General features: G+C 74.0%; 17 protein-coding genes. 10 read left to right on the top strand and 7 right to left on the bottom strand.

The genetic code is table 11. From position 1 onward, the window contains the following. The first annotated feature begins 10 nt into the window (after positions 1-10). Entirely contained in the window at positions 11-1,603 is a 1,593-nt protein-coding gene (locus tag ABT345_RS04125) for an alpha/beta hydrolase (protein ID WP_386458395.1), read from the top strand. 28 nt (positions 1,604-1,631) lie between these two features. Here the strand turns inward: ABT345_RS04125 and ABT345_RS04120 are convergent, their stop codons facing one another. Next, on the bottom strand, positions 1,632-3,131 hold the full coding sequence (locus ABT345_RS04120; RefSeq protein WP_345081572.1) for an amidase: 1,500 nt from the start codon (positions 3,129-3,131) through the stop codon (positions 1,632-1,634). Between the two features lie 899 nt (positions 3,132-4,030). Here ABT345_RS04120 and ABT345_RS04115 point away from each other — a divergent pair. From ABT345_RS04115 to ABT345_RS04090, 6 genes are all read left to right on the top strand, one after another. Next, a complete protein-coding gene (locus tag ABT345_RS04115; RefSeq protein ID WP_386458397.1) occupies positions 4,031-6,622 on the top strand; it encodes a Pls/PosA family non-ribosomal peptide synthetase in 2,592 nt (863 codons plus the stop codon). 83 nt (positions 6,623-6,705) lie between these two features. Further along, positions 6,706-10,236, top strand: a complete 3,531-nt coding sequence (locus ABT345_RS04110) for an amino acid adenylation domain-containing protein (RefSeq protein WP_345081569.1) — start codon at positions 6,706-6,708, stop codon at positions 10,234-10,236. Positions 10,237-10,325: 89 nt separating this feature from the next. Further along, positions 10,326-11,330, top strand: coding sequence for a TauD/TfdA family dioxygenase (locus ABT345_RS04105; protein WP_345081566.1), 1,005 nt, complete (start codon positions 10,326-10,328; stop codon positions 11,328-11,330). After that, positions 11,327-12,385, top strand: a complete 1,059-nt coding sequence (gene sbnB, locus ABT345_RS04100; RefSeq protein ID WP_345081563.1) for a 2,3-diaminopropionate biosynthesis protein SbnB — start codon at positions 11,327-11,329, stop codon at positions 12,383-12,385. The genes ABT345_RS04105 and sbnB overlap by 4 nt, the downstream gene beginning before the upstream one ends. A 36-nt stretch (positions 12,386-12,421) precedes the next feature. After that, a complete protein-coding gene (sbnA, locus tag ABT345_RS04095) occupies positions 12,422-13,408 on the top strand; it encodes a 2,3-diaminopropionate biosynthesis protein SbnA (RefSeq protein WP_345081561.1) in 987 nt (328 codons plus the stop codon). 160 nt (positions 13,409-13,568) lie between these two features. Continuing rightward, positions 13,569-14,657 carry a DUF5954 family protein gene (locus ABT345_RS04090; protein ID WP_345081558.1) on the top strand — a complete coding sequence of 363 codons (1,089 nt, stop codon included), beginning with the start codon at positions 13,569-13,571 and terminating at the stop codon, positions 14,655-14,657. 46 nt (positions 14,658-14,703) lie between these two features. On the opposite strand, the gene ABT345_RS04085 is transcribed toward ABT345_RS04090, so the two are convergent. Both ABT345_RS04085 and ABT345_RS04080 read right to left on the bottom strand, forming a co-directional pair. Then, a complete protein-coding gene (locus tag ABT345_RS04085) occupies positions 14,704-15,522 on the bottom strand; it encodes an SAM-dependent methyltransferase (RefSeq protein WP_345081555.1) in 819 nt (272 codons plus the stop codon). A 107-nt stretch (positions 15,523-15,629) separates the two neighbouring features. Next, positions 15,630-16,445, bottom strand: a complete 816-nt coding sequence (locus tag ABT345_RS04080; protein WP_345081552.1) for a helix-turn-helix domain-containing protein — start codon at positions 16,443-16,445, stop codon at positions 15,630-15,632. 102 nt (positions 16,446-16,547) lie between these two features. Between ABT345_RS04080 and ABT345_RS04075 the strand changes: the two genes are divergently transcribed. After that, positions 16,548-17,318: an SDR family oxidoreductase gene (locus ABT345_RS04075; RefSeq protein WP_345081549.1), complete on the top strand. Its 771-nt coding sequence runs from the start codon at positions 16,548-16,550 to the stop codon at positions 17,316-17,318. Between the two features lie 157 nt (positions 17,319-17,475). Then, complete coding sequence (locus tag ABT345_RS04070; protein WP_345081546.1) at positions 17,476-17,907, top strand: ASCH domain-containing protein; 432 nt, start codon at positions 17,476-17,478, stop codon at positions 17,905-17,907. A gap of 135 nt (positions 17,908-18,042) precedes the next feature. Here the strand turns inward: ABT345_RS04070 and ABT345_RS04065 are convergent, their stop codons facing one another. Beyond that, positions 18,043-18,561 carry a hypothetical protein gene (locus tag ABT345_RS04065; protein WP_345081543.1) on the bottom strand — a complete coding sequence of 173 codons (519 nt, stop codon included), beginning with the start codon at positions 18,559-18,561 and terminating at the stop codon, positions 18,043-18,045. A gap of 20 nt (positions 18,562-18,581) precedes the next feature. Between ABT345_RS04065 and ABT345_RS04060 the strand changes: the two genes are divergently transcribed. Further along, positions 18,582-19,418, top strand: a complete 837-nt coding sequence (locus ABT345_RS04060; RefSeq protein ID WP_345081540.1) for a TetR/AcrR family transcriptional regulator — start codon at positions 18,582-18,584, stop codon at positions 19,416-19,418. A 74-nt stretch (positions 19,419-19,492) separates the two neighbouring features. Here ABT345_RS04060 and ABT345_RS04055 read toward each other — a convergent pair whose 3' ends face one another. From ABT345_RS04055 to ABT345_RS04045, 3 genes are all read right to left on the bottom strand, one after another. Beyond that, positions 19,493-19,801 carry a hypothetical protein gene (locus ABT345_RS04055; protein WP_345081537.1) on the bottom strand — a complete coding sequence of 103 codons (309 nt, stop codon included), beginning with the start codon at positions 19,799-19,801 and terminating at the stop codon, positions 19,493-19,495. Positions 19,802-19,917: 116 nt separating this feature from the next. After that, on the bottom strand, positions 19,918-20,481 hold the full coding sequence (locus ABT345_RS04050; RefSeq protein ID WP_345081534.1) for an NUDIX domain-containing protein: 564 nt from the start codon (positions 20,479-20,481) through the stop codon (positions 19,918-19,920). 49 nt (positions 20,482-20,530) lie between these two features. Then, positions 20,531-22,075, bottom strand: coding sequence for an NUDIX domain-containing protein (locus ABT345_RS04045; protein WP_345081531.1), 1,545 nt, complete (start codon positions 22,073-22,075; stop codon positions 20,531-20,533). Positions 22,076-22,157: the final 82 nt, after the last annotated feature.

Genomic DNA, 22,157 nt, shown 5'->3' with positions numbered 1-22,157 from the left:
AGTGCGGAGCATGACAGGACCACGAACCATCGGGAGGGACCGGGCGGCCGCACGAGCGTCGCGACCGGTCGCCGGCACCTCGCCCGCGAGGACCATAAGGAGATGCGTACTCGCCCTGGCCCTGGGGATGTTCTCCCTCGGCGCCGCGCCGTCGGCCCCCGCCGTGCCCCGGCCGGCGGACCGGCTCGCCTGGACGCCGTGTGTGCAGCCGGGCGGCCCCGGCGACCAGCAGTGCGCCGAGATGTCCGTCCCGGTCGACCACCGCGAGCCGGGCGGCGCCCGCCTCAGCCTGCGCGTCACCCGCCTGCCGAGCGACCGCCCGGCCGCCCGCCGCGGCGTCCTCCTCGTCGCCCCCGGGGGCCCGGGCGGCTCCGGCGTCGAAGCCCTCGCCCACCGGGGGCCGGCCCTGCGCACGGCCCTGCACGGCGCCTACGACCTGGTCAGCCTCGACCCGCGCGGCGTGGGCGGCTCCGACGGCTCCGGCTGCGGGCTGCGCGCGGACGACCGGGACGTGCTCGCCTACCGCAGCTGGCCGGGGCCCGGCGGCGACATCCGCGACAGCGCGGCCCGCGCCCACCGCACGGCCGACGCCTGCGCCCGCAACGGGGGCGCGGTGGTGCGCAGTTACTCCACCGCGAACGAGGTACGCGACATCGAGCGCCTCCGCCGTCTCCTCGGCACGCCCCGGCTGTCGCTCTACGGGGTGTCCTACGGCACCTACGTCAGCGCCACCTACGCGCAGCTGCACCCCGAGCACACCGACCGCACCGTGCTGGACAGCACGGACGACCCCGATCCGGCGCGCGTGGGGCGCGGCTGGCTCGCCCGTACGGCCGCCGGCGCCGACGAACGCTTCCCCGACTTCGCCCGCTGGGCCGCCGACCCGGCCCGCGACCGGGACGGACTGCGTCTCGCCCGGCGCCCGGACGGGGTACGGCCCAGGGTGCTGGCCCTCGCCGACCGGCTCGACCGCGCACCCCGCACCACCGACACCCCCCACAAGCCGCTCACCGGCAATCTGCTGCGTCAGGCCGTCCAGCAGGCGCTCACCGACGACGCGGCCTTTCCCGATCTGGCCCGCCTGATCGTGGCGGCGGAGGACCCCAACGCCGTGCCCGCGCTGCCGCCGGGGTACGCGACGCCGGTGCCGGACCGGGACGCCACCGTGTTCCTCGCGACGCTCTGCAACGACGTGCGCTGGCCCCGCGACGTCCGCGGATACGCCCGTGACGTGGCCGCCGACCGGCTGCGGCACCCGCTGACCGCCGGTCAGCCGGTGAACGTCACCCCGTGCGCCTTCTGGCACGGCGCCCCGGCCGACAGGCCCGTCCGCATCACCGCGGACGGACCGCCCGACGTCCTGATGATCCAGAACCTCCGGGACCCGACCACGCCCTACGCCGGCGCCCTGCGCATGCGCAAGGCACTCGGCGGGCGCGCCCGGCTGGTCACCGTCGACCGCGGCGGCCACGGCGTCTACCTCGCCCACGGCAACGCCTGCGGCGACCGGGCGGTGACGGAATTCCTCCGCACCGGACACCGCCCGGCGGCCGACCTGCGCTGCCCGGACCGGCCCGCGCCCGTGGAGAAGCCGCGGGGCTAGCTGCCGCTCCCGTCCCCGCGGGAACCCCCTACGCCGAGAACGGCGGGCGCTCACCCGCCCACGGTGCGGCCTCCTCCAGCTGGGACGCCAACCGGATCAGCACGTCCTCCCGCCCGTATGCCGCGACGAGTTGGACGCCGATCGGCAGGCCCTCGGCGTTGCGGTACAGGGGCAGGGAGACAGCCGGCTGGCCGGTGAGGTTGAAGGGCAGGGTGAAGGCGATGCCCTGCGAGACACCCGCCACCAGCTCCTCCGGCTCCTGCGCGGTTGGGGCGAGGCGGCCCAGCGGCAGCGGGGGCGTGGCGAGCGTCGGGGTGAGCAGGACGTCGATGCCGTCCTCCCAGAGGGCGGCCACGTCGCGCCCCCAGCGCTGCCACGTCTGTACGCCGGAGAGCCACTGCGCGGCCGTGACCGAGCGGCCCGCCTCGGCGAGCGCTCCGTTCATCGGCTCCAGGTCGGCGGGTTCGAGCCGCGCGCCGGTCCGCCGCGACCAGTGCGCCAACTCCCAGGCGAGGACGGCGCCGAACAGGTCCGGCAGCGCCTCGAAGAGGCCGGGGGAGTCCAGGGCGGCCGCGGCTTGCGGGGCGACGCGGTGGCCGAGCCCGTCGAGCAGGCGCGCGGTGTGCTCCACCGCCGCCACGCAGTCCGCATGGGCCGGGGCGGCCGTGCCCGGTGTCGCCGTCCGGAACCCGATGCGCAACGCGCCCGGGTCGGCGCCCACCTCCTCGCGGTGGGGCCGCGCCGGAGCGGGCGCGGTGTACGGGTCGCCGGGCGCCGCCCCGGCGATGGCGTCCAGCACCGCCGCGCTGTCACGGACCGAGCGGGTCAGGACGTGCTCATGCGTCACCGGCCCCCAGTACTCGCCGAACTCCGGCCCCAGCGAGGTCCGCGCCCGGGTGGGCTTGAGGCCGACGAGACCGCAGGCACTCGCGGGTATCCGGATCGAACCGGCCATGTCGTTGCCGTGCGCCACCGGAACCATGCCCGCGGCGACCGCCGCCGCCGACCCGCCGCTCGAACCGCCCGGTGAGCGGCTCAGGTCCCACGGGTTACGGGTCGGGCCGTAGGCCAGCGGTTCCGTCGTCACGCTGGTGGCCAGCTCCGGGACGTTGGTCCGGCCGCAGATGACGAAACCGGCGGACCGGAACCGCTTCGTCAGCGTCGCGTCCTCCGGTGCCCGCCAGCCGCGGTCGCGCAGCGCGCGCATGCCGTGGTGGACGGGGTCGCCCGCGGAGTGGCACAGGACGTCCTTCAGCAGCAGGGGAACCCCGCGGAACGGGCCTTTCGGCAGCCGCGCCGAGCCCGCCGCGGCGCGCGCCTTCTCGAACAGCGGGGTGATCACCGCGTTGAGTTCGGTGTCGAGCCGTTCGATCCGGGCGATCGCCGCCTCGGTCAGCTCCGCCGGCGACAGCGCCCCACGGCGGACCAGATCGGCCTGTGCCGTCGCATCCAGCCAGGCCAGCTCTTCGTCCGGGACCTGCGCGCCGCCGGGTGCCCGCCCGTCGCCCAGTACCTGATCAGCCGTCATCTCCGCCTCTTCTCCTGGTCGTTGTGCCGGCGTCCACCGTAGGGACGCGGCGAAGGGGGCCGTGGTGCCGGGCGCGCACACAGGTGCGCCTCGGGGCGGCGCGGCGCCGGCGCGCTCCTCGGTCCGGGGGTCTTCCCGTGATCCGGTGCCCTTTCCGGGGCCCGGGAAAAGAGAGTGGATTCCGGTGTGAGTGGTGAGCGGGGTGCCGAGTGATACGGCCGCCGGTGATTTCCGGCGGGGAATATAAAAATATTCTCGGAACGCTCCGAAGAGGCGTCCAACGGATTGTGACCGGTCATTACCGGAGCCAGGGTAATTCTTTATCCGGAACGCGGGGTGCGTCGGTCGATTCGCGCCAACCGAATGCCCGGTCGAGGTCTTGAATGTGTGTCATCTTGCCCGGCGGATTGCCGTATTTGCCCAAGTGTGGACGATAAGAAGCTGCCCGATAAGTAGCATTTACATGCTTTACGTGTGGGTGTGGTGAAGGCCGGTGATCCTGTCGTGCCGTCTCCCGAACGGAGAGAGATCCGCAGGTGATGGACGCGTCACGCGCAATTCTCCCGGAGCGCGGGTCGGGCGCTCCGCCGCGGGATGGTGATCCTTTCCGTGCGGGGCGACCGGTTGGTTTTGTGGCCTGCACCCGGCTGGTTCGAGCGAGAGGGCAGTTCTACTTTCTTCAACGATCCCTTCGACGGGGACGGGAAATGGGGGAGCTGTGCGGAAGAAAAGCGAGCGGTACGCGAACGGCGCCGAAGGCGGCCTGCCGGATTCCCCGGGCACCGGCACACCCCGCTGAGCCCCCGGATGCGCACCCCCTGATCCGCCACCGTCCCGCCGCACCGATCACCACCGCACCCCGCCCGCGCGCACGGGCACGACGCGTCCAAGGAGTTCACGTGGGGAGAGAAGAACCGACCGGAACCACGCCCGGCCACCCCGAACGCGCCGCACCACCCGCCGCCCCGGACGCCACCGGCCCGGCGCCCGCCCTGGAGACCGCGCTCGCCGCCGTCCTCGCCGACGTCCTGCACACCGAACGCGTCCCCGCCGACAGCCACTTCTTCGACGACCTGGGGGCCGACTCCCTGGTGATGGCGCACTTCTGCGCCCGCGTCCGCAAGCGCGGAGAGCTGCCCGCGGTCTCGATGAAGGACATCTACCGGCACCCGACCATCGCCGCGCTCGCCGCCGCCTGCGCCGGCCACGTGCCCGGCAGTCCCGCCGAGGCCGCGCCCTCGGCCGTCCCCGAGGAACCCGCCGGCCCGCTGCCCGCCCACCCCACCGCGCGCTACCTCGCCTGCGGCGCCGCACAACTCGCCTTCTTCCTCGGCTACTCCTGCCTCATCGCCTTCGCCACCACCCGCGGCTACTCCTGGGTCTCCCGCGCCGCCTCGCTCCCGGCGCTCTACAGCCGGGCCGTCGTCTTCGGCAGCGCCGAGTTCACCGGCCTCTGCGCCCTCCCGGTGCTGGCCAAATGGCTGCTCATCGGGCGCTGGACGCCCCGGGACTTCCCCGTCTGGGGCGCCGTCTACCTGCGCTTTTGGATCGTGAAGGTGCTGGTGCACGCCAACCCCGTGGTGCTCTTCGTCGGCAGCCCGCTCTACCCGCTCTACCTGCGGGCGCTCGGCGCGCGGATCGGCCGGCACGTCACCGTCCTGTCCCGCACCGTCCCCGTCTGCACCGACCTGCTCACCATCGGCGCCGGCTCCGTCATCCGCAAGGACTCCTTCTTCCTCTGCTACCGGGCCCACGCCGGACGCATCCACACCGGCCCCGTCACCCTCGGCCGGGACACCTTCGTCGGCGAACGCACCGTCCTGGACATCGACAGCGCCATGGGCGACGGCGCCCAACTCGGCCACACCTCCACCCTCCGGCGCGGCGACACCGTCCCCGCGGGCGAACGGTGGCACGGCTCCCCGGCCCGACCCACCGACGTCGACTACGTACGCGTCGCCCCCCGGCGCTGCGGAACGCTGCGGCGGGCCGTCTTCGGCGCGGCGGACCTCGCCAAGACCCTGCTCGTCGGCATCCCGCTGACCCTCTTGCTGCTCTCCCTGCTCTGGACCGGCCTCCCGGTGCTCGGCGGCCACGGCGACCTCGACGAACAGCCCCTGACCTCGGCGGTGTTCCACCTCAACGCCCTGCTGCTGTCCCTGACGCTCTTCTTCGGCGCCGTCACCCTCGGGCTGGGCGTGCTGTGCACCGTCCCCCGCCTGCTGCGCCGGACGATCCGGCCGGACAAGGCCTATCCGCTGTACGGCCTGCGCTACGGCACCCACCGCACCATCGCCCGCCTGACCAACCTCAAGTTCTTCATCCAGCTCTTCGGCGACAGCAGCTACATCGTCCCCTACCTGCAAGGCATCGGGTACGACCTGTCCCGCGTCGAACAGACCGGCTCCAACTTCGGCTGCTTCCTCCAGCACGACTCGCCGTTCCTCACCACCGTCGGCGGTGGCACGATGATCGCCGACGGACTCTCGGTCCTGAACGCCGACTTCTCCGGCTCGTCCTTCCGCGTCGGCCGCACCACGATCGGCCGGCGCAACTTCCTCGGCAACTTCATCGCCTACCCCGCAGGCGGCCGCACCGGCGACAACTGCCTGCTGGCGACGAAGGTGATGATCCCGCTCGACGGCGAGATCCGCACCGGCGTGGGCCTCCTCGGCTCGCCCAGCTTCGAGATCCCGCGCACCGTCGAACGCGACGCCCGCTTCGACCACCTGCGCACCGGCGACACCCTCCGCGACCGCCTCCGGGCCAAGAACCGCTACAACCTCCGCACCATCGCCCTCTTCCTGCTCATCCGCTGGGCGCACTTCCACGGCATCGTCCTGATGAGCCTCGTGACCACCGGGGACGACGACACCCTCGGCACCCTGATGGAAGCCGGTTTCCTGGTCGGCGCCATGACGTACACCGCCGTCTACTACGCCCTCGTGGAACGCTGCCTGACCCGCTTCCGCGCCCTGCGCCCCCAGGTGTGCTCCATCTACGAGCGGGACTTCTGGCACCAGGAACGCGTGTGGAAGGTGCCCGAGACCCACTTCAACGCCTTCAACGGCACGCCCTTCAAGAGCCTGCTGTGGCGGCTGCTCGGCGTCCGGATGGGCCGCCGCGTCTTCGACGACGGCTGCATCCTCACCGAACGCACCCTGACCGCCATCGGCGACGACTGCACCCTGAACTTCGGCAGCAAGATTCAGTGCCACTCCCAGGAGGACGGCACCTTCAAGTCCGCCCACAGCACCCTCGCCGCCGGCTGCACCCTCGGCGTCGGCGCCCTCGTCCACTACGGCGTGACGATGGGCCAAGGCGCGGTACTCGGCGCCGACTCCTTCCTGATGAAGGGCGAGGACGTCCCCGCACACGCCCACTGGGCCGGCAACCCGGCCGCCCCCGCGGACCCCAGCCGCCGGCCGGCCCCGGTGCCGCCCCGGCCCCGCGGGCCCGGCGCCACCGCCCCGGAGCACGCACCGCGCTGACCCCCGGCGGCCGCACCACCACCGGCACACCCCGGCCGCCGCGGCCCGCCGTGTCCCGTCCGTACAGACAGGAAGGGTTCCTGATGACAAAGCCGACCGACCACGACCGGGAGTACTGGCGCACCGTCCTGACCGGTGCCGGCTTCACCGCCGTCCCCCGCTGGGCCCCCACCCCCGTGCCCGGCGTCGCCACCCATGAACTCCCGCTCCCCGCCGAGCTGCTGGACCGGCTCGACCGCTGGGGCGGCGAGCACGGCGTCCCGTGGGAGGCGATCCTGCTCGCCGCGCACACCAGGGTGCTCGCCGCCCTCTCCGGGGAACGGCAGGTCACCACCGGCTGCACCACCGCCGCCACCGGCCCCGCACTGCCCTGCCGCCTCTCCGCCGCCCCCGTCACCTGGCGCGAACTGGCCCAGGAGGCCGCCCGCCACCTCACCGACCTCGCCGCCCACCGCGCCTGCGCCGTCCCCCGCCTCGCCGCCGAACTCGGCCTGGACCCCGTGCTCTTCGAAGCCGAAATCGACCCGTACGGCCACGGCGGCGACCCGCTCGGCACCAGTGTGCTGCGGCTGTCGGTGACCCGCCACGGCAGCGGCGCCCGGTTGCGGACGCGCCACCGGACCGATGCGCTGGACGCGGAGAGCGCGGCCCGGATCGCCGGATACCACCGCACCGCCCTCACCCACTTCGCCGCCGACCCCGACGCCCCCTACGGACGCCACGGCCTCCTCTCCGACGCCGAACGCCGCTTCCAGCTCGACGCCTTGGCCGGGCCCCACCGCCCGCTGCCCGACCGCCGCTTCCACGAACTCTTCGAGGACCGCGTCCGCACCCACCCGGACACGGTCGCCGCCGTCCTCGGCGACCGCTCCCTCACCTACCGGGAACTCAACGACCGCGCCAACGCCCTCGGCCACGCCCTCCTGTCCCGGGGCCTGACCCGGGAGGGCGTCGTCGCCGTCGTCACCGAACGCAACCTCGACTGGATGGCCGCCGTCCTGGCCGTTTTCAAGGCGGGCGGCGTCTACCTGCCCGTCGAACCGCACTTCCCGCCCGACCGCATCGCCGCCATGCTCACCCGCGCAGGCTGCACCCTCGCCCTGACCGAACCCGGCAGCACCACCACCTTGGACCAGGCCCTCGCCGCCCTCCCCGCGGTCCGCACCCTCCGCATCGATGCCGCCCTCGCCGCCGGCCACCCCACCGGTGACCTCGGCGTACGGGTCGCCGCCGACCAACTCGCCTACCTCTACTTCACCAGCGGCTCCACCGGCGAGCCCAAGGGCGCGCTGTGCGAACACGCGGGCTTCCTGAACCATCTCCACGCCAAGATCGCCGACCTGGGCATCGCCGAGGGCCACACCGTTGCCCAGACCGCACCCCAGTGCTTCGACATCTCGCTGTGGCAACTGGTCGCCGCCCTCCTGGTCGGCGGCCGCACCCACCTGGTCGAACAGCCGGTCGTCCTGGACGTGGAACGCTTCGTCGACACCCTCGCCGCCGCCCGTATCACCGTCCTCCAGGTCGTCCCGTCCTACCTCGAAGCCGTCCTCACCCACCTGGAACGCACCCCCCGCCCGCTCCCGGACCTGCGCTGCGTCTCGGTCACCGGGGAGGCGCTGAAGAAGCCGCTGGTCCAACGCTGGTTCGCCGCCCACCCCGGCATCCGGCTCGTCAACGCCTACGGGCTGACCGAGACCTCCGACGACACCAACCACGAGGTCATGGACCGCGCCCCCGACGGCGACCGGATCCCGCTCGGCCCGTGCGTTTCCAACGCCCGCGTCTACGTCACCGACGACCACCTGGAACCGGTCCCGCTCGGCGCCCCCGGCCAGATCGTCTTCTCCGGCGTCTGCGTCGGCCGCGGCTACGTCAACGACCCCGAGCGCACCCGCCAGGCCTTCGGCGACGACCCGCACCGCCCCGGCGAACGGCTCTACCAGGGCGGCGACATCGGCCGCTGGCTGCCGGGCGGCAAGCTGGAGTTCCTCGGCCGCCGCGACGCCCAGGTGAAGATCCGCGGCTTCCGCATCGAGATCGGCGAGATCGAGAACGCGCTGCTGCGCGTGGACGGCGTCCGCGACGGCGCCGTCGTCGTGAGCGGCGAGGGTCCCGGTACCCACCTGGTGGCCTTCTACAGCGGCCCGCACCCCCTGGAGACCACCGCGCTGCGCGCCCGTCTGGCCGAGTCGCTGCCCGCCTACATGCTGCCGGCCGCCTTCCACTGGCACGCCCGGCTGCCGCTCACCGGCAACGGCAAGATCGACAAGCGGACGCTCGCCGGGCTCGCCGCCCGCCCCGCGCCGCCGGAGGAGCGCCACCGTCCGCCGCGGACCCCGGCCGAACGGCGCCTGGCCCGGGCCTGGTCCGAGGTGCTCGGCGTCCCGGAGGCCGCCGTCGGCCGGGACGACCACTTCTTCGACCGCGGCGGCACCTCGCTGGCGGCGGTCAAGCTCGTCATCGCCCTCGACCGGGCCGTCTCCCTCAAGGACCTCATCCGCCGCCCCGTCCTCGCCGACCTGGCCGCCCTGCTCGACGACGGCCGGGGCCCGGACCACGGACTGCTGCAGACCCTCGCCGAACCGGCGGACGCACCCCGCGGCCATCTGGTGGCCTTCCCCGGCGCGGGCGGCAACGCCCTCGGCTTCCGCCCGCTCGCCGAGGCGCTGCGGACGGCCGGGTACGCCGCCCACGCCGTCGAACTGCCCGGCCACGACCCGGCCGACCGCACCCCCCTCGCCCCGCTGGAACGGGTGGCCGAGGCGACCGCCGACGAGATCGCCCGCCGCGCACTGACCGGAGTCGTCCTGTGGGGCCACTCCGCCGGCGCCGCCCTCGCCGTCGCCACCGCCCGCCTCCTCCAGGACCGCGGAGCCCCCGCCCGCCATGTCTTCATCGGCGCCCGCCTGCTGGCGGAGGCCGGCGAGGCGTCGACGGCACCGGGCGACACGGCGGAGCTGCGCGCGGTCCCGGGCCCGGCGGACGAGGCAGCTGCGGCTCTTGGCGCCACCGGGGAGGCGCGCGCGACCTCCGGGCACGCGATGTCCGAACGCGCGGCCGCCGACGCCGCCGGGCCCGCGGCCGGCGATTCCACCGGGCCCGCGGCCGCCGACTCCACCGTGCCCGCGGCCGCGGGCGGGACGGGCCCGGCAGCCGTCCGGGTCACCGGGAGCGGGACCCGCCTCACCGCCGTCCGCACCACCGCCGACCGCACGGACGCCGGCACGGCCCTCGCCGCCCACGCCGCCGGCACCGGGACGGACACCGCCCCGCCCCTTTCCGGTGACGCCCCGGAACCCGCCGCCCCCGAGGACGTCCACGCCGCCCGCGCCGCGGCCCACCGGCACGACAGCGCGGTCGCACACCGCTACCTCGCCGCCGTGCTGGACCAGGACGAACCCCCCGTCCGGCTGACCGTGCCGCTCACCCTGGTGCTCGCCGACGACGACCCGCTCACCCGCACCACCGGCCGGCCGCACGACGCCTGGCGCCGGCTCGCCGCCGACGTCACCCTCCACCGGCTGCCCGACGGCGGCCACCACTTCCACCACACCCGCCCCACCGAGACGGCCCGAGCCGTCCTCGACCGCATCACCCCACCACCGGCCTGACCCCTCCACCACCACCCGCCGACCCCACCGAGCCACCGACCCACCCCGCCACCCGACACCCCTCACCACCCGTCACGGAAAGAGGCCCCATGGCATCGCCCCCTTCACCGCCCCTGCCCGTCCCGCTCCTGCGGGTCGGCCGACCGCCGGTCCTCCCCGTGGAGCCGAGCGGCGACCCGGCGCACTGGGCCGCCCGGCACCGGGACGCCCTGCGCGCCCTCGTCACCGAACACGGCGCCCTCCTCGTCCGCGGCCTCGGTCTGCGCGACGCCGCCGGGACCGCCGCGGTCTTCGCCGCCCTCTCCGACGACCTGATGGCCGAGACGGAGAGCTTCGCCCCCCGCTCGCTCCGCGCCCCCGGCACGTACACCACCACCCCCTGGCCCCCCAACCAGCAGATGTGCCCGCACCACGAGCTGAGCTACGCCACGGAGTTCCCCGGCCTGATGCTCTTCGCCTGCCTCACCGAGCCCGACGGCGGCGGGGAGACCGTGGTGGCCGACGCGTCCGCCGTCCTCGACGCGCTGCCCCGGCGGCTGGTCCGGCGCTTCGCCCGGCAGGGCTGGCTGCTGACCCGCACCTACAACGACGAGATCGGCGCCTCCGTGGCCGAGGCCTTCGGCACCGACGACCGCGCCGCCGTCGCGGAGCACTGCCGCACCCACGCCATCGCCCACCGCTGGCACCCCGACGGCACCCTGCGCACCCGCCAGCGCCGCAGCGCCGTCGTCCGCCACCCGGTCACCGGCCGGCGCTGCTGGTTCAACCAGGTCGCCTTCCTGAACGAATGGACGCTCGCCCCCGACATCCGCGAGTACCTCGTGGACAGCTACGGCCCCGACGGCCTGCCGTTCAACACCCGCTACGGCAACGGCGACCCCCTCGAACCGGAGACCGTCGAGCTGCTCAACGACGTCTACCAGGCGCTCACCCGCCGCACACCGTGGCGCTCGGGGGATCTGCTGCTCGTCGACAACGTGCGTACCGCGCACGGCCGGGAGCCGTTCCACGGCCGCCGCGAAATCCTGGTCGCCCTCGCCGACCGGGTGTCCCTGACCGACTGCTCGCCCACCATCGAGGTGACCGCCGCATGACCACCACGCCGCACCACACCGACCCCCGGACCCCCGCCCCCGTGCCGTCGTTCGCGGTGATCCCCGGCCACCAGGTCCAGCGCGCCCTGACCGGCCGGGCCCACGAGATCGTCGACCTCGTCGAGGCCACCTACCGCCTGCACGGCGACGGGAACTCGGTCAACCCGCCCTCGTACTTCCTGAAGTTCCCCGACCGGCCCGCCTCCCGCATCATCGCGCTGCCCGCCTCGCTCGGCGGCCGCGCCCCGGTCGACGGCATGAAGTGGATCTCCAGCTTCCCCGCCAACGTCGGCGCCGGCATCCCCCGCGCCTCCGCGGTGCTGATCCTCAACGACCACGACACCGGCTACCCGTTCGCCTGCCTGGAGAGTTCCATCATCAGCGCCACCAGGACGGCGGCCTCGGCCGCGCTCGCCGCCGACCGGCTCAGCCGCGGCCGCCCCCGCCCCCGCCGCATCGGCTTCTTCGGCACCGGCCTGATCGCCCGCTACATCCACACCTTCCTGGCGGAGACCGGCTGGGAGTTCGACCACATCGGCGTGCACGACCTGTCCCCCGACAGCGCCGCCGGATTCCGCCTCTACCTGGAGCAGTCCGGCGCCGGACCGGTCACCGTCCACCCCGGCGCCGAGGACCTGATCCGCACCAGCGACCTCGTCGTCTTCGCCACCGTCGCCGGGCAGCCGCACGTCGACGACGTCTCGTGGTTCGACCACCACCCGCTGGTGCTGCACATCTCCCTGCGCGACCTCGCCCCCGAGGTGATCCTCGCCGCCACCAACATCGTCGACGACATCGAGCACTGCCTCAAGGCGGACACCTCCCCCCACCTGGCCGAACAGCGCACCGGCGGCCGCGACTTCCTCACCGGCACCCTCGACGACGTCACCGCGGGCCGGGTCACCGTCCCCGCCGACCGCACCGTGATCTTCTCCCCCTTCGGCCTGGGCGTCCTCGACCTGGCGGTGGGCCGGTACGTCTACGACGAGGTGGTCCGCACCGGCGAACTCCACCGCGTCGACGACTTCTTCCACGAACTGCGCCGTCATGGCTGACCGGCCGGGAGCGCTGCCGCCGAGGAGGGACGCAGCATGACGATCATCTCCGGTCCCGCGGAGTTCAACGCCGAGGACCTCTACGTCGACCTGCGGCCGATAGTGGACCACCCCCTCTTCCTCAAATGCGAGGGCTTCAACTTCGCCGGCTCCATCAAGCTCAAGGCCGCCGCCGCCATGGTCGAGGCGGCCGAACGCGACGGCATCCTCAAACCGGGCTCCGTCCTCGTCGAGTCCTCCTCCGGCAACCTGGGCGCGGCGCTCAGCATCATCGCCGCGAGCAAGGGCTACGGCTTCCTGTGCGTGACCGACGCCCGCTGCAACCTCTCGGCCCGCCGGTTCATCGAGGCGATGGGCGGCCGGGTGCACATCATCGCCGAACCGGCGGCCACCGGCGGCCTGCTCGGCGCGCGGATATCCCACGTCCGAGCGGTGTGCGCGGCCGACGACCGGTACGTCTGGCTCAACCAGTACACCAACGCCGGCAACTGGCAGGCCCACTACCGCATCACCGCACCGGGCATCGCCCGCCACTTCCCGCACCTGGACGTCCTCTTCGTCGGCGCCGGCACCACCGGCACCCTGATGGGCTGCGCCCGCTACTTCCGCGAACGCCACCCGGCGGTGAAGGTCGTCGCGGTGGACAGCGTCGGCTCGGTGACCTTCGGCGGCACACCGGGCCGCCGCATGATCCCGGGCCTGGGCGCCGGCGTCCGCCCGGCCCTGCTCGACGAGGACTTCGTGGACGAGGTGATCCACGTCGAGGAGGCCGACACCGTCCGCGCCTGCCACCGCCTGGCCCGCCGCGGCTTCCTCTTCGGCGGCTCCACCGGCACCGTCGTCAGCGGCGCCACGGCCTGGCTCTCCCACCACCGCGCCCGCCGCCTCACCGCCGTGGCCATAGCTCCTGACCTCGGCGAACGCTATCTGGACACCATCTACCAGACCAACTGGCTGCACGCCCTCTACGGCGAGGACGTCCTCGGCCCCGACCCGGTCGCCCCGGACCTCGAATCCGCCTGACGCCCCGCACGGACGCCGCCCGGCCCCGGGAGACCACCCGGGCCCGGGCGGCGCCGCGCTGTCCTGATTCCGCTCACTCGTCCGGGTGGTGGTCGGGGAGAGCGGGGTGGGGTTCCGGGGAACGCCTGTCGGCCCCCGCACGCCTCGCCAGGATGAGCACATGAGTCATGGTGAGGTGCGCCCCGGCCGGAGCCGGCCGGTCGTGGTGAGATACCCGGACGGTCCCGTCGAGGCCGTCATGGAGGCCGACGCGCTCGACGCGATGTCGGACGTCGACGTGATGCTCGTACGCGGCCCGCTGTTCGGCGTCGCGGCCCAGAGCCCCGAGGACGCGCCCCGCTGGCGGGTGGTCGTCCCGGTCACGGCGGGCAGCCCCCAGGAGGCCCGCGACAGCCTCAACTCCTGGCTGTGGTTCCGGGCGAAGGACGAGGCCGGCAGCCGGGCGGAACGCCGCGCCCTGCTCGCCGGCGTCGCCCGCCTGGAGAAGGAACCGGCCGACGAACTCACCGTCCAGGGCACCCGCTACCGCGTCGTCCGCGCCGAGGAGTACGCCGGAAGCGGCCGCGACGGCATCGAGCAGCCCCGCGCCACCGACCCCGAACCCGCCGTCCCCGACTGGGAACACAGCGGCCACGACCGCATCGACGACCAGCTGGTCCTGGACCCGCAGGAACCGGTCACCCCCACCCACGCCGCCGAACGCCTGGCCCTGCGCGCGCTCGTCTACGACGGCTCCCGCTTCCCCGAGGAGGTGTGCCGCGACTCCCGGCTGATCCGCGAGAGCCACCCCGACGTCCTGCTGCTGCCGCCCGCCTTCCGGGTCGTGGAGAAGGACGGCATCGGCTGGAAGACGGGCAGCGCCCTGCACGCCAGCGCCCACGAGGCCCGCAAGACCCTGGACTTCTCCCTGACCTGGTTCGAGCCGCGCCAGCAGGGACTCATCCCCTGGGACCTGCCCGACCGGACCGTCGACGCCCGCGCGGTGGCCGCCGAGAGCGACGAGGCCACCGCCGCCGCGCTCGCCGAGTACATCCGCGCCGCCGACCGTCTGCGCACCGAACGCGCCAACCAGATCGAGGTCCACGGCACCGTCCACCGCATCTGCCGGGCCCGCCGCCTGCTCCGCTGGGGCCCGGACGGCCCCGAGGGCCCCCGCCCGTCCGACACCGACACCCATCTGCCCGACAAGCTCCACCCGTTCCTCGACGAGGACGGCGTCGTGCACTTCGACCACGACGACGAAGCCTGACGGCGGGACGCGGGGCGGCACTCCACCGGCGCCGCCCCGCCCCCTATCACGCCTTGCGGGCGAGCCCGCCGACGATGAGCTGTTCCCAGACGGTCAGTTCGGCCTTCGCCGCCCCGGCGTGCAGCGGGTCCGACCCCGCCTCCGGGCGCCACAGCGAACACGGCACGATCCCCGGCTGAAGAATTTCCAGATCGCCGAAAAGCTCCCGGATCTCCTCGTCGCTGCGCCACCGGCCACGGCCGAACGTCGACTGGAGCACCGCCTCCGCCTCGGCGGTCTGCGGATTGTTGCCGCTGCGGAAGTGCGAGAGGAAGAAGTAGCTGCCGGACGGCACCTGGTCCTGCCAGTAGCGGACGAGGGAGCGGGGGTCCTCGTCGTCGTTGATGTGGTGCAGGATCGCGCTGAGGATCACCGCCACCGGCCGGTCGAAGTCGATCAGCGCCACGGTGTCCGGGTGCTCCCGGATGACCTGCGGGTCACGGACGTCCGACTGGAGGACGCGGGTGTGCGCGTTGTCCTCCAGCAGGGCCCGGCCGTGCGCCAGCACGATGGGATCGTTGTCGATGTAGACCACCCGGGCGTCGGGCAGATGGCGCTGTGCGACCTGGTGGACGTTGTCCGCGGTCGGCAGCCCGCTGCCCATGTCGATGAACTGATCGACACCGGCGAGCGCCAGCTCCCGCACGGCACGCACCAGGTTCTGCCGGTTGGCGTGCGCGATGGCCACCGAACCGGGCATGTCGTGCTTGAACGTATCTCCTACGGCACGGTCGACGACGTAGTTGTCCTTGCCGCCCAGCAGATAGTCGTAGACCCGGGCGATGCTCGGCTTCGACTGGTCCACGCCGGAATAGCCCTCGGTCATCACAACTGCCTTCCTGCCCACGGAAAATGTCTGAGGATCATGGTAGGAGGGGCCGGATCGGATCGGTGGGGGAGGGTCACCGCAGGTCGGGCGGGTCGCAGCTCAACTCACGCCCGCCGGCCGGCGGCGAGCCGGGCGAGGGCCTCGGCGCCGGGCGATCCGGGCTCGGCGTGGTAGACGACGAGTTCCTGCCCCGGGGCCGCGCGGACGCCGAAGACCTGCATCGTCAGCGTCAGCGGGCCGACGCCGTCGTGGTGCAGGCGCTTGCGGTGCAATGTCTTGCCGCGCGCGTCATGGCGGGCCCACAGCTCGGCGAACTCCGCGTCGGCCTCCAGCAGTTCGCCGAGCACCCGCCGGACCCGCGGATCGTCCGGGGCCTCGCCGTGACCGAGCCGGAAACCGGCCACGGCGCCCCGGGCGACCTCGGGCCAGTCCCGGTAGAAGGTCCGGGCGGCCGGGTGGGTGAAGACGAGGTGCAGGAGGTTGCGCGAGTGCGTCCAGCCGTCGAAGAGCGCGTCGGCGAGGGAGTTGGCGGCCAGCACGTCGTAGGCGCGGTTGTGGACCAGGGCCGGGTGGTGCGGCCAGTCGGCAAGGAGCGCCCGCAGTCCCGGGTCCACCCGGTCCGTCACCGCGGCGTCCCTGGGGCGCGGCCCGATTCCGGCGAGCCGGAACAGATGCAGACGGCCGTCCTCGTCCAACCGCAAGGCGGCGGCGAGCGCATCGAGCACCTGCGCGGAAGGGGCGCGCTCCCGGCCCTGCTCCAGCCGTACGTAGTAGTCGGCGCTGATCCCGGCGAGCAGCGCCACCTCCTCACGCCGCAGGCCCGGCACGCGACGGTGACCCGTCACCGGAAGGCGCACCGCGGCCGGTGTCACCCGGGCGCGGCGGGCGGTGAGGAAGGAGCCGAGTTCGGAGCGGGGCATGCCGCATCGTAGCCCCGGGCCCGGCCGCTCTTCCTGGGTGTGCCGCACCCGGGAAGAGGCCGCCTCTCCCGCGAACGCCCTGGTCGGGCCAGTGTCTTGGCCATGAGCACACCAGCACCGGAAACCGCCGGGCCGGACGGCCGCAAGGTCGTCCTCGTCACCGGCGCCAGCAGCGGCATCGGCGCGGCCGTCGCCGCACGACTCGTCGCGGAAGGCCACCACGTGGTGGCCGGCGCCCGCCGCACCGACCGCCTGCAGGCCCTGACGGCCGCCACCGCCGGGGCCGCCGCCCGATCCGGCGGCAGCCTGCGGCCGGTCCGGCTCGACGTCACCGACCGCGAGGACACCGCGGCCTTCGTCCGCACCGCCCGCGACCGCCACGGCCGGGTCGACGTCCTCATCGGCAACGCCGGCGTCATGCCGCTGTCCCGCCTCGACTCCCTGCTCGTCGACGAGTGGGACCGGATGATCGACGTCAACATCCGCGGTCTGCTGCACGGCATCGCCGCGGCCCTGCCGGTCTTCCGGGAACAGGGCGGCGGCCATTTCGTCACGGTCGCGAGCACCGGCGCCCACGAGGTCGTGCCCACCGGCGCCGTCTACTGCGCCACGAAGTTCGCCGCCCGGGCGATCACCGAGGGCCTGCGCCAGGAGGCCGATCCCGCGATCCGGGTCACCACCGTCTCGCCCGGCGTGGTCGACTCCGAACTCGCGGGCACCATCACCGAACCCGGCGCCGCCGAAGCGATGCGCACCTACCGCGCGCACCCGATCGGCCCCGGCGCCATCGCCGCCGCCGTCTCCTACGCCCTCGCCCAGCCACCGGACGTCGACGTCAACGAGATCGTCGTACGCCCCGTCCACCAGCGCTGACCCCTGCATCCGGAGGGAGAACCGCGACATCCGGAGGGAGTCCCGCGCGGCCGCCCGCCGACGGGCCACGGGCGGGGGAGGCGCTCGCGGTGGGCGGCGGAGCGGACGGGGGCGATATCCCGTTGATCACCGCGACCCGGCTCCGTACGCTCGCCCGATGGCGCATGACGACCTTCCCGCCCTGGAACTGGCCTTCCCCGGCCCGGAACGCGACCGCGGCGTGGCGGCGATCCTCCGCGGGGAAAAGACCGCGCTCACCGGCCTGTTGGAGATCTACGAACACGCCGGTGAGGCGGTACCGCAGGCCGGAGCACGGTTCGCGGTCCTCGATTCCGCGGCCCGCCCGGCCGCCACGATCGAACTCACCGAGGTCGCCACCGTCCCCATGAAGGAGATCGACGACGCCTTCGCCCACGCGGAGGGCCGCGGCTACGCCGACGCCGCGCAGTGGCGCACGGCCCACGAGGAGTTCTTCCGCGGCGCGGGCGTGAGCGCGTTCCTGGGCCGCACCCCGGTCATCGACGGGGAAACTCTCGTCGTCGCTCAGCGCTTCCGGGTGGTCGAGCCCGGTGAGCCGCAGAGCGGATGACCGGCACGCCGTAGCGGCTGCCGGGTGTCGCAGGCGCCCCACCGGGCTTCCCTGCGGGCGGCGTTCGCCGCCGGGCCCGCGCTCTCGGACCGCTCCCCGCGAGGGGGAGGCCGGTCCGGGAGGAAGTGACGAGGTTCAGGCGGGGGTGGGGGAGGCCGCGGACTGCTTCGTCCAGAGCATGACGACGGCCGCCAGACCGGCCACGCAGGGCACGACGCCGGCCACGGTCATCATGACCGGGTGCGGCTGGCTGAAGTTGTACACGGCGAGCACGGACCCCAGCACCACGGCGGCGGCGCCGACGCCGCGCACCCAGCGGCGGCCGCGGCGCAGCGCCCACGCCATCGTCGTGAACAGGGCGGCGCCGAGCACCGCGAGGGTGAACAGATAGGTGAGGATGCTGGATTCCGCCATCTTGATGTCGGCGGCGCTGCGCTCCGGGTAGACGCTCTGGAGCTGCTGGGCGAGGCCGCCGCCCGTGGCCTGGTCGATCACGATGGCACCTGCCGAGGCCACGGCCAGGATCGCGGCGGCGTAGAGGGCGCGGCCGGCCGGACGGGCGGAGGCGGGAAGCTGCTGGTCGGACATCGGGTTCTCCTGGGAGACGATCCGGAAGTAACGAGGAGAGTTGGGATACAGTGTCTCAAGTCTCAATTGGGAGAGTAGAGGGCCGGATGTCGAACGAGCAACCTCCGACCGGAGTGGTCCGGCGCCGTCGGCGCCTCAGTGACGCCGAGACGGCGCAGCGCATGCTGGACGCCGCGGTGGCGACCGTGGAGCGCACCGGCCTGACCGTGTCCCTGGACCACCTCAGCTTCGAGGACGTCATCCGCGACGCCGGCGTGGCGCGCAGCGCCGTCTACCGCCGCTGGCCGTACAAGGACCTCTTCTTCAGCGATCTGCTCAAGGACCTCGCCCGGCGCGCACCCGCGGCGGCCGGCGCCGACGGTCAGGTCGGCGAGGCGGCCGTCCGCCGGCTCGCCCGGGAACGCCTCGACCAGCTCGCCACCGCCCAGGGGCGGCGTGAGCTGTGCGTGGAGCTGCTGCGGCAAGGCGCGCTGCAGGACTTCGAGGCCATGCGCACCTCCACGCAGTGGCGCACCTACATCGCGCTGCACGCCACCTTCCTCGGCCTGACCGACGACGACCTGCGGCGCGAGGTCCGGGCCGCGCTCGCTGCCGCCGAACACGACCTCAACGACCGGATCGCCCACTCCTACCGGGAGTTGGCCGACCTCCTCGGGATGCGGCTGCGGCCGGACCTCCACACCACCTTCGAGGAGCTGGCCACGCAGCTCAACGCCACCATGCGCGGCTTCGTCCTCACCTCTCTCGCCCGCCCGGAAATGGCCGAAAGGCAGCTACGGCCAGGCGCATTCGGGATGGCCGACGAGGTCGAGTGGTCCCAGCCCGCCCTGGGCGTCGCCGCGACCGCCCTCTCCTTCCTCCAACCCGACCCCGAGGTGACCTGGGACGCCGCCCGCCTGGCGCGGATACGGGAGACGCTCTGAGGGGGGCCTTCCGCTCTCCCCGGCGGGTCTCCCCGGCGGGCGGCGTGTGACCCGGCCGCCGACGAGGGCGTACGTCACCACTGCCCCGCGTGGAGTCCGGTGACGGGCGACGGCGCCGGGCGGGGGATACCCCAGCGCTCGTGGGCGATCCGCACGGCCGAGGTGGCCTGGTGATGCCCCTGGGCGCCCCGGCCGAGCAGCGCGGCGACCCGGTGGGGAGCGGCCAGGAGCCGGGTGAGGCGCCTGCCGGTGGCGGGGTCCGCCGAGGACGGCCCGGCGGCGGTCACCGGCGCGGCCGACCGGAGCCGCGCGCACTCCCCGATCCCTCCGCAGACCTCACCGGCCGGATCGTGGACCCAGCCCAACCGGACGGTCTCACCCACCGCCGGCCGGCCTCCTCATCGGCCTCACGCCGCAAGGCGGCCTCGGGGCACCGTGGGTGGCCTCGACGGTGCCGCCGGGGAGCATCGGATACCGCTTCCCGGATCGACGACGACCATCACCCGGCCGTCGGGGCCTCTCCCACATGCCGTCCGGAGGCGAGATCCGCGGTCGTACCGGACAGGCGTGCGCGCAGCGCGGCCGTCATGGTCCCGGCGTCCACGGGGATCATGCGCGCCGCGGCCCCGGCGGCATCGAGAAAGGCGAAGTCCGCCAGTTCGTCAGGGGGCAGGCGCAGCGCGGCGATGTCCGGCGCGGTGAGGACGCCGCCGTCGTACACGTACTGGATCTCCCCGGGGAACGGCAGGTCACGGGCGACATCCGGGTGGCCCGGCGGGAGGAAGTGGGTGGCCAGGAGCCTGCCGGGACGGCGTACGAGCCCCAGCTCCTCGGCGACTTCGCGGGCCGCCGCCTCGGCGGGGCTCTCGCCGGACTCGACGCCGCCCCCGGGCAGCAGCCACTGCCGCCGGTAGACGGGCTTGACCAGCAGGACCCGGCCGAGCACATCGGTGAACAGCACGGAGGCGCCCAGCCATACCGCGTGCCGTGAGCGGGCGTACTCCGCCTGCGTCATCCGCGGTTGCCCGGGGGCGCGTTCCGGGACGGGTCGGGATTCGTTCATCGTGCTCCTTCGGCTTCGTCGTACGCGGGGGATGTCCGGAGGGGCCGGGCTACGGCAGGGCGCCGGGGCGGTCCGCCACCGGGGTGCTCCTGGCAGGGGTGGTCGGTCCGGGGAGGAACTTCGCTGCCTTGAGGGCCAGTTGGCGGCGTAGGTACTGCTCGGCGTCATCGGGGCGCATCCGTTTCAGCGAGACCAGGGCGGTGATGACCACGTCCGCGACCTCGGCATGCACCTCGTCCCAGGTGACGGGCGCCTTACGGGGGTTGGTGCCGCGCGCGCCGATCACCGCTTGGGCGGCCTCACCGGTCTCCTCCGAGATCTTCAGCACCTGCAGCGTCCATTGCTCGACGGGGCTGAGCCCCTGCGCCGTGTGGTGCGCGGTGAACCGCCGGGCGAGCCGGGCGATGGTCGCCTCAAGGGAGTCGGACGCGGGCCGTTCCGGGGCCGGGGGAGGTACGGCACCGGCGGTGCCGGCGGCGGTCCCGGGACGGTCACCGGTCTTCGTCCCCGGGCCGCTCGCCGTCCCGGAACGGTCATCGGCCTCTGTCCCCGGCCCGTCCTCCGCCTCGGAACGGGCCCCGGCCCCCGTCCCCGTCCCCGTCCCAGGCCCGCTCGCCGTCCCGGAACGGGCCCCGGTCCGGCCCTCGGTGCCCTGTTCGGCCGCGTGGCGGAACACCAGCTCGCGGGTGGATTCGGTCAGGAGCAGCCGGTCCAGCAGCGGCGGGGCGAACCAGTGGAGCAGCACGCCTTCGGTCAGCCCCGCGATGCCGGCGTCGCCGTCCCAGCGGCCGGTGTAGATCTGCACGGGCACGCACAGCCCGTCGGCGCCGGTCACCTCCACCACGGCGAACGGTGCCAGGTCGAGCGGCCCGATCCCCGGTGCCTCCTCGGCCAGTTCGCGCCGGACCGTGTCGAGCAACGACCGGTCCTGCGGCTCCCGGCCACCGCCCAGGAGCCCCCATGCGCCAGGCTGCCAGATACCGGGGAGGTTGTCCCGCAGCTGGAGCAGATAGCGTCCCGCACCGTTGTGCAGCAGGGCCGATGCGTGCACCGGGCGCGGGCGGCCGTCCAGGCTGCTGCCGTGCAGCTTGGCCCGGAGCGTCGGCGAGGCGACCTCGTCGAAGCTCCGCCACGCCACCTCCGCGACTTCCGTCGGCCGCACCGCGCTCCCGGAAGCGGCGTCGTGGGCCAGGTGGAGGGCGAACCCGATGTCGACGTGGTGGCCGTCATGGGTGCTGATGTCGATCGGTACGCCACCCAGCTGCGGCGTCAGACACAGGTCGCCGGGGCGGAGCCCGGTCGTCTCGCCCAGCTCGCGGAGGGCGGTGGCCAGCGGCGTCGCATCGCCGGGCGCCATCCGGCCGCCCGGCAGCGAGCCCGCACCGCCGCCGGAACGGCTCCGGAGGTGCAGGACGCGCCGGTGCCGGTCGATGACGACCGCACTGAAGGTGAGACCCGCCGGCAGCTCCGCCGCACCCGCCGCCTCCACGGGAGCGTCCAGTGCAGCCGCAAGCCCCGCCGCCGGGTGTTCGGCGGGATGCTGCGCCAGGTAGGCGTGGACGAGGGTGCGAAGGGCGGATCGGGCGGAGGACATGGCGGTACCTCGCGGGGTCGGGGAGGCGGTTGGATGGGTGGCGGATGGGGGATGGCGGCCTGGTGGCGGCCCTGCGCCGGTG

The sequence above is a fragment of the Streptomyces sp. NPDC000404 genome (assembly GCF_040300365.1).
GTDB classification, from domain to species: Bacteria; Actinomycetota; Actinomycetes; order Streptomycetales; family Streptomycetaceae; genus Streptomyces; species Streptomyces ramulosus.
This window is presented reverse-complemented; position numbering and strand designations above follow the sequence as displayed.